Origin of the sequence: Microvirga tunisiensis (assembly GCF_009296175.1) — a bacterium.
Lineage (GTDB): Bacteria > Pseudomonadota > Alphaproteobacteria > Rhizobiales > Beijerinckiaceae > Microvirga > Microvirga tunisiensis.
In genome coordinates, this window is record NZ_VOSK01000752.1 from 1 (window position 1) to 1,385 (window position 1,385).

General features: G+C 63.7%; 1 protein-coding gene. It reads right to left on the bottom strand.

The window, feature by feature from the left end; all coding sequences use genetic code 11:
* A partial coding sequence (locus FS320_RS43390; RefSeq protein ID WP_152718654.1) for an IS110 family RNA-guided transposase occupies nucleotides 1-1,160 on the bottom strand: 1,160 nt, incomplete at its 3' end.
* Between the last annotated feature and the right edge of the window lie 225 nt (nucleotides 1,161-1,385).

The following is a 1,385-nucleotide window of genomic DNA, read 5'->3' on the forward strand; positions in this document are numbered from 1 at the left end:
ATCCGCGTCGACAGGCGCCGGTAAAAGGCGCCCAGCGCCGTCTCCGTCTTGCCAATTGTCACGGCCGCCAGCCGCAGAAGTGCCGCCGCCCGACTGCCTGACCGGCGCGTTCGGGAGGACAGCACCTTGCCGCCGGAGATCTTGTTGCCGGGCGCCAGGCAGAGCCATGAGGTGAAGTGTTTGGCGCTGGGCCAAGCCGTCAGATCTGTCCCGCACTCGGCAACCAGTTTGAGCGCCAAGGAGGGCCCAAGACCATGGATCTGGGTCAAGTCCTGGCCCAGAACCGCATAGAGGGCACCGCGTAGGTCGAAGCCCGGCTCATTGGCTTGGCGGCTCATGCGCCGGCGCGGCGCCGGCAAAGAAGCGGGATCGGGCCCATGGGCGCTCAGCGCCTTGAGGACGGCCTCGATCCGCTGATCGCACGCCGCCACCTTGTGCTGATAGGTGTCATAGAGCGCAAGCGCCTGTTCGAGCGCGAACAGATGCTCGGCGCGATAATGCCCCGTCAGCGCCTTCTCGATCGTCTCGAGGCTGGAGTGACACCGGATGTCCCGTAGGCTCGCCAGGACGCCGGGATCACGTTCCCCGGCCAGAATAGCGTGGATGATGCGCATCCCTGTGGCGCCGGTGATGTCGCTGACCACGTGATGCAGCTGCAGGTTCATCTCGGTCAGCGCCTTCTGCATATGCTGGATATGCGAGGCGGCATACTCGAGCAGGCGCTCGCGCTGACGCAGATACGCGCGCAGCTCCGCAATCTCGGCTTTGGGTTGGAAGCTGGCGCGCAGCAGGCCATAGGCATGGAGCCGCTGGAGCCACTGGGCATCCTTCACATCCGTCTTGCGCCCGGGCACCTGCTTGGCGTCGCGCGCATTGACCAGAAACACCTCGAGGCCGCGATCTTGCAGGATCTCGAAGACCGGAATCCAGTAAACGCCGGTCGATTCCATGACGACACTGGTGACGCCACAAACTTCGAACCAGTCGGCCAACTGGTGCAGGTCGGCCGTGAAGGTCCCAAAGCTGCGCACGGGTTCGTCCGTCCGGTCAGGTCCCACGGCCGCCATGTGCATTGTAGCTCCGACATCAATGGCTGCGGCATGGGGATGAACCAGCGGCAGGCTCTGCCGATCTCTCCCGGCGGTTCGTTTGCGTCTCATTGGCTCCTCCTTGGGGTGGGAGGGGCTGGACTGCGCCAAAGGTCAACTTCCTAACCGGGATCGCTCTGGGGCGTCACCACTCTCAAGCGCGCAACAGTCCATGGACCATGTTTTTTAACGGGGTCATGAGCCACCAATAAGCTAACGGCCGCTCCCCTCCGGCAACAGACTACCAGCAAGCTGTTTCTGACCCCACAGGCGGACCCGATCCGCGACGGTTTTTTA